The organism is uncultured Microbulbifer sp. (assembly GCF_947498635.1).
Taxonomy (GTDB): Bacteria; Pseudomonadota; Gammaproteobacteria; order Pseudomonadales; family Cellvibrionaceae; genus Microbulbifer; species Microbulbifer echini.
In genome coordinates, this window is record NZ_CANMKV010000066.1 from 1 (window position 1) to 7,929 (window position 7,929).

1 protein-coding gene is annotated in these 7,929 nt (G+C 58.9%); it reads left to right on the forward strand.

Features of this window, described 5'->3' with window-relative positions; translation table 11 throughout:
* Positions 1-253 precede the first annotated feature (253 nt).
* Positions 254-7,929 (forward strand): RHS repeat domain-containing protein (locus tag Q1A69_RS19300; RefSeq protein WP_299589288.1); only part of this gene is annotated, 7,676 nt, incomplete at its 3' end.

Here is a 7,929-nt window from a genome sequence, read left to right on the forward strand (position 1 = left end):
GATGCGCGGAGAGGGCACGTTCTCCACTATTGCAACTTCGAATCAGAGTCTAAGTACTTCGTTTAAGGGAATTGCTACCACTAATCCTAATAGTAACTCTTCTGTAATAAAGTATTACACGGGCAGTCTCCCTTCAAACATTCAATCGATCAAGGCGGTTTCCAAGAATCAAATTACCGGAGCCTCGTATACGGCTTACACTTACCCGCAAGATATTGCGCGTGATGGCTTTAATTGGGATGGCAAAATAAACTTGCGGACTGGCAGCAAACTGCCCGATGGTCAGTATGTAATTACATGGTATGTCGATGGTGTTAAACAGCCTAATACGATCTACTATGAAATAGGCGATCAATACGAATATAAACCAACCGTAATTACCTGGCCGGCCTCCACCCAGCCAGATGGTGCCGCAGCGATTTTTAAATATCGTATAAATGGCAGCAACGATGAATGGACTAATGTTTCCCCAACGGTCGAAGGCAATAACCATATCGCTACTCTTGAGGTACTTGGGGAGAATAACCAAAAAATCACCTATGAATACCTGATCGAGTATATCGATGGCAACCAGGTGGTGAAGTCGGCGAGTGGGACTTTTGTTGTCGATAAAGACGGTAAAACCACCGATAGCAGTTCTGCCAGCGCGAACTTTAAGTTCGCCTCCACGAAATATGTTGAAGTGGGCACTGCATCCAGTGTTTCCGGGTATTTTTCTGAAGGTGTGGCGGCTTCTATCTCCCGCGCCGATATCGTGGTGCGCGATAAAATTAGCGGTCAGGTTGTTTATCGTGGTAGCGACTACCCGGCAGATTATTTAGCCTGGCTCAAGGCAGAAAACCCTAACGGTTACACCTATAACGGCAATCTTAATCTTTCTACAGACTTTGTCCGTCACAGTTTTAATACCAGCCAAAATACCAGCACCACTGATTGGGAGATTTATGACAATGATCCCGCCGGTGCGACCATAAAGAGTGTGTATGACAGCACCCTAAAGCGCAATGTGATCGAGATTGCCGGTGATGCTGCTAATAATGGCTTTCGCACTCTACACAATGGCCAGGTTAATGCCTGGAATATTGCCGATGGCACCAAGGCCAGAGCCGAACTGAAACTGACAGGTGATGTACAGCTTTATTACAGGCTAACGACCTCAAAGGGCGCTGCTTATGTCAATTATCGCTCTGATATACAGGAGCCTCATGTCTATGTCTCTTCATCGAATCAGACCTATTATATTTTTCCGTTGGATAATAAGTACCTAGACGGCAACTGGCAGACCTTCGAGCGGGATATCCTCGCCGATGTCGCCTTCTTGGACCAGACTGTCGAGGTGCAGGAAATTGAGGCCTTCTATATTCGCGGCAATGGGCGGATAGGCACCATCGAAGTGGATACCCATACCCCTACGGGCAAGGGTGAGCTGGGGAATGGCCGCTACGAAGTGGAAGTCGCCATTTTCGACATCGAGGGCGATAAGGTTGGCACCGACACCTTCGATTACGAAATCGGCACCCAAACCGAATACCATCCCACCAGTTTCCAATGGCCGGTAAGCTCGCGCCCGGTGAGCAGTGATAAAACTATCTTCGAATATGAAGCATCGCCCAATGTCTGGAAGTCGGTGCCGGTATTAGAGGACGGTGCCAACCTTAAAGTCATTCTCGGTGATGTGGATGATGGCACGATTGCGGAGGGCAATTACAACTTCCGTATTCGCTACGAGCAGAACGGCGTAACGGTAAAAGAAACCCAGGGCAACCCGTCGCTGACAGTGGGCAAGGGCTCTACCAAAGCCAGCAATTTCGATTTCGAGTACAAGGTGGTCTCCCTGCAGAGTGGCAGCGGCCACGCCATTAGCGGTTACCCGGTGTCTATCGGCAGCGACCCCGCCCTCACTAAAATTGTCGCGCAGGTAAAAGACAGCAAGGGGCAGCTGGTCTCCAGCGCCGAGACCTATCCGCAGTTGTTTGGCAGTTACAACGGCGAAGTCAATTTGGCTATTGGCTCTGAATTGGCTGCGGGCCAGGCCTATAACGTGACCTTAACCCTGCACTACGACGATGGCAGCAGCAGTGTGCGTGTGCCTTTCCGGGTGGAAGTGGGGGAGCAGCCGGTACAGGATCGGGTAATCCAGTGGTCCGAGTCCGCCTATACCCCTGTAGCGGCTGAAATAACGCGCTTGGAATACCGCCGTGCTAGTGGGGATAGCAATGCCTGGCACACTACGGCGGCCATTCAAAATGGCAGCGACTTTACTGCCAACCTGGGCTATGAACTGTCCGGTAATTATGAATACCGTATCGCCACCTACCGTGATGCCGACGGTAACGGTCTCAGTGATAACGACCGCCTGTTGCGCACCCTGTCCGGCACCTTTGCCGCCAATGACAGCGGTACCAAATCCGCCAGCTGGGCCGTGCCGGGCTATGAGCGCAGCAGCGCCGAAGGTTATGCCATTGAGGGCTACCTGAGCGCCGCCGAAGCGGCGGATATCGCCTACCTGGAAACCGTGGTGATCGACAACGCCACCGGTTCCCCCATCAGCGCGCAGCCCACACAGACCTGGATTGATCCCGCCACCCTGCGCGACGGCTCCTTTGCCGGGCGCCTGAACCTGCTGGTGGGCGAGACCTTGGCCGACGGCGATTACAGGGTACAGGTGACCCGCCACTATATTGATGGCAGCAGTCGGGTGGATGCCAGTTTCCAGCAGCAGGTGGGGCGCCAGCAACAGTCGGTGACCAACCCGCAACTGAGCCTGGGGCTGGACGAACCCTATGCCGCCAGCGGAGTGAGCCTGTCCATACGCCCGCTGGGCAGTTCTAGTTGGGAAGCGCTAGCGCTCGATGCCGCCACTGGTGTGGTGGAGCTGGGTAAGGCCAGCCACCCCAACGGCGTGTATGAATACCAGCTGTCCTACACCCTGGATGTGGACGGGGTCCCGGTGAGCAAGAACGGGATGGGGCGCTTTACCCTGGCCGCCGGTGAGAGCTATACCCAGACACTCAGTGCCGCCGCCACGGGGGTCGACCTGGCGGATGCGCGTATCGCGCGCAGCTTCTACGACGATGCCGGGCGGGTCTCCACCACCTTGGATGCGGAGGGCTATCTCACCGAGTACCGCTACAACCGCGCCGGCCAATTGGTATCCAGTACCCGCTATGCCAACCGTGTAGCGGATTACGAACAGAGCAGCCACTGGCTCAACAGCGGTACCTTACAGACCCTGCGCCCCGCCGCAGATTCGGTGGCGGACCGCAGCAACTACTGGCTTTACGACGGTCAGGGCCGCGAAGTGGCGGAGATCAATGCCGAGGGCTATGTCACCGAGCATAAATACGATGTGGCCGGTAACCGGGTGAAGAGCACTCAGTACGCTACGGCTCTGGCGGACCTGGGCGGTGCCCTGGCCGCGGTGGATGACAATCCCGCACGCCTGAGCCTGGGTGGGGTGGATTTTGTGCGCCATCGTTTTAATGACGGGGTGAAGCTGGATGTCAGTCATTGGGAAATCTATGACAGTGACCCCGCCGGCGCTACGGTCAACAAGGTGTACGACGATCAGCTGGGCCGCAGTGTGATCGAATTGAATGGTAGCGGTACCAACAATGGTTTTCGTTTGCGTGAGGGGAATAATGGCCAGTTCACGAGCTGGGGTATTACCAAGAGCAGTAGGGCCAGTGTGGAGCTGAAGCTTTCGGGGACGACAAGGATTTACTACAAGCTGCAAACCTCTAAGGGAGAGGCCTATGTCAGCTATGGCGTGGATGTGAAGGCGCCTAATGTCGCCGTTCTCACATCGAAGATAACCTACTATAACTTCCCGCTGGAGACCCAATACCTGGATGGCAACTGGCACACCCTTGATCGGGATATCCATGCGGATGTGGCTTCCCTGGATAGCGAAGTGGAAGTGCAAAGTATCGACTGGCTGTCCGTGCGCGGCAGCGGCCGCATTGGTGCGGTAGAGCTCCTGACGCCCCCCCCCGAAGCGGCGGGCGATCACACTGTCCCAGGACAGCTGCGCCTACAGACCTCCAGCGACGACCGCACCACCGAGTGGCGCTACGACGGGCGCAACCAGGTGACCCACGCCACCGATGCTTCCGGCAACACCAGCACTTTTACCTATACCGCCGGCGGCCAGTTGGCGAGCAGCCGCAGCGGCATTATTGCCAGTGGCTCCATCCTGGATAACTACCTGGACAACTACCAGGGCGACCCCACCTTCAGTGCCAACGACAGCGAGGCGCGGGATTACCAGTTTGAGTACGACGTACAGGGCCGGGTGATCGCCGAGCGGGATCACCAGGGCCGGGTGGTGTTGAGTCACAGCTACGATGACAGCGGTCGCCGTATCAGCAGCACCGATGCCAATGGCTACACCACCCACTTTGCCTACAGTGCCGACGGCCTGCTGAAGTACAGCCTGGCACCGGTGTTCAACCCCGGTAACAACGCCCTCGAATGGCAGTTGAGCAGCTTTAGCCACAACGCCTTCGGCGAAGTGACCGGCACCCGCCAGTATGCCAGCCGCCTCAGCAATACCGCGCTCAACAACCTGGGCCTGGCCGGCGACGCCGCTACCCTGGACAGCCTGGCGGCCAGCCTTGTCGCTGGTGAAGACACCGTCACCAGCACCGTCTACACCCAGCGCGGCCAGGTGGACAACAGCACTGACGGCGAGGGCTTTGTCAGCACCTCCCAGTACAACGCCTTTGGCGAACGCACCCGTTTAAGTCGGGCGATTGATGTTGCCAACAGTCGCCAGGCCATCACCGACTTCAGCTACAGTCGCCGCGGCGAACTGGAAACGAGTAGCGCGGCACTGAGCAGCGGCCCCTTTACCAGCGTAGGCACTACGACCACCTACAACGCCTTTGGCGAAGCGGTATCCAGCACCGATGCGCGGGGTTACAGCACCGACTACGCCTACGACCGCCTGGGACGGTTGGTGACGCAGACCGATGCCCTGGCGCAGCAGACCCACTTAAGCTACGACGCCTTCGGCCGGGTACTGACCCGCACCGATGCGCTGGACCGCAGCACCCGCTACGAATACGACGACGCCAACCGCAGCCAGACTGTCACCACCCCGGAGGGCGTGCAGACTCGCACCGTCAGCAATGTCCACGGCGAGACCTTCGAAGTCTCCATCAAGGTTGGAGACAGCTGGCTGCGCCAGGCGCGCTACGACTACGACACCCAGGGCAACCTGACCGACACCACCGATGCCCTCGGCAACAGCGCCCGCAGCGAGTACAATGCCGCCGGCCAGCTCACCGCCAGTGTCGATGCCAGCGGCGTGCGCACCGAATTAACCTACGACCCCCAGGGCCGGGAGCTGACCCGCACCCAGGACGTGGGCGGCCTCAACCTGACCACCACCCAGCGCTACGGCCACCGCTATGAAGAGACGGTGGATGCCAGCGGCAGCGCAACCCGCACCGAGTACGATAAAAACGGCCGCGTAAGCCGGGTGATTGTCGATGCCAGCAGCGATGGCTCTGGCCTTAACCTGCTGACCCAGTACCACTACGACGGCCAGGGCAATGTGCTGCAAGTACAGGAGGGCAGCCTCAGCGGCGGTATCGACGGCAGTGCCAGGATCAAGCGCACCACCGCCTACAGCTACGACGAGCTGGGTCGGGTACTGAGCGAGACCCTCGACCCCAATGGCCTCGCCATCACCACCCGTTACGAGTACGACCAGGCCGGCAACCGCACCGCGATGACCAATGCCCTGGGCCACAGCACCTACTTTATTTACGACGAGCTGGGGCGCGAGCGCTTTGTGTTGACTCCACTGTTTGTGGGTAGCGGTTCTGTTACGCAATACACCGCGCAAGAAAAACAGTATGACGCCTCCGGGCAGTTGGTCGCCAATATTAGACATATGAGTGCCTATGGACTGCCGGCAACCCTGGATATCCCCTCGGTGGCGGCGATCTACAACAGTGCCACTCAGTGGGATCGCAGCACCCGCTACGTCTACAACGACGACGGCCAGCAGACCCACAGTATCGACGCCCTCGGCCAGGTGACGGAGACGCTGTACAACAGCGCCGGGCGCATCAGCGCCGTGATCCGCTATGCCGACCGGATAGATCCGTCCACCGAAACTGTCGCCGACCTGGTGCGCGATACCAGTAAAGACCGCGAGACCCGCTACCAGTACGACGCCACCGGCCGCCAGACCCATACGCTCAGGGTGTTCGCGCAGAACGGCGCGCAGTACGCCTATGTCACCGAGAGCCTGTACAACGGTCGCGGTGACCAGGTCGGTGAGATCGCCTACGCCCGCGCCCTGAATCTGGCCAGTGAGACCACGGCGGATCTGAACGCCGCAGCCGCGGACAATCGCCATAGCACCTTGATTTACGATGCCGCCGGCCGCCGCACCCACACCGTGGACAGCCTCGGCTATGTCACCGAGACCCGCTACGACGATAGTAACGACAGCGAGACGGTGATTCGCTACGCCAACGGCATCACGGTGCCCGCCGCCAGCAGCTGGACGGACCTCAGTGCAACGGACCTGGGCATCAGCACTAGCAGTCAACACGACCAGGTGATCGTCACCCAGTACGACGCCGCCGGGCGCAAGGCCAGCCTTACCGAGAAAGTGTGGGCGGATGGTGCCCTGCGGGATTACGTTGAAAGTTACCAGTACGACGCCCTCGGCAACCGCACCCAGATCAGCGACCCACTGGGCTACAAGACTTACTTCAGCTACGACGCCACTGGCCGCCTGACCCACAAGCAGGTGCCGCGCAATACGACCCAGGGCTATCTGTCCACCTGGCGTTACGACGCCCAGGGGCAGGTGTTGAGCGAGACCCACTACAGCCAGGCGGTGGCGCAGAATGCCGACCCCAGTGCTATCAATACCAATACCCTGGCCAATGCCCAGGATCGCAGCAGCCGGTATACATACAATGCCGGTGGGAAATTGCAGTCTGAAACTGACAGCGCCGGGGTGATCACTGAGCATAGCTATAACGCCTTCGGAGAAACTTGGCGCACGATTGAGGCCAAGGGCCTGGCCGAGCAGCGCATGATCTACCGCACCTTCGACCAACTGGGGCGCCTGGTGGAGGAGACCAGCGGCCTGTCGGACGGGGATTCGAGCACCATCAGCAACCGCCACAACCTCACAGAAGCGGAGCTGGGTGCCGACGAGCAAGTGGCCACCACTTACCTCAGCTACAACAGCTTTGGCGAACTGGAAACGCTGGTCAGCCCCCGGGGCCCCAGCTATATCAGTCAACAGCAGCACGACCAGCTGGGGCGCAAGGTGGGTGAGATCGATGCCCGCGGTGGCAGTACCCAGACGGTGCTGGATGCCTTCGGCAATATCGTCGCCACCACCGACCCCAACGGTAGCACCGGGGTCTTCCTGTACGACGCCAACAACCAGCTCACCCATCAGGTGACCCCGGATGGCGCCATCACCACTTATCGTTATGACGCCTTCGGCCAGGCCACCGACGTGCGCACCTATGCGCGGAAGCTGGTCACCAGCACCGATATCGCCGGCCTCGACCGCGCCGGTTTGGACGCTTCACTCAGCGGTTTGCTGGATGCTGTGCGCGACCGCCACAGCGTCAGTGTGTACGACAACCGCGGTCAGCTGCTCAGCAACAGTCAGTACGGCTACGACCTGATCAACGGCCACGCCACCGCTAATACCACCCGCTACGAGTATGACGCCGCTGGCAACCGCACCGCCGTGATCGACGCCCGCGGCGCACGCACGGATTATCACTACGACGCCCAGGGGCGGGTGATCCAGGAGACCGGGCCCGAGTACTACGCCGCGCTGACCGCCCATAGCACCCAAAGTACCCAGGTGCGCGCCATCACCAAGTACAGCTACAACGCCTTCGATAAAACCTTTGCGGGCGAGGGCTACTACTGGGA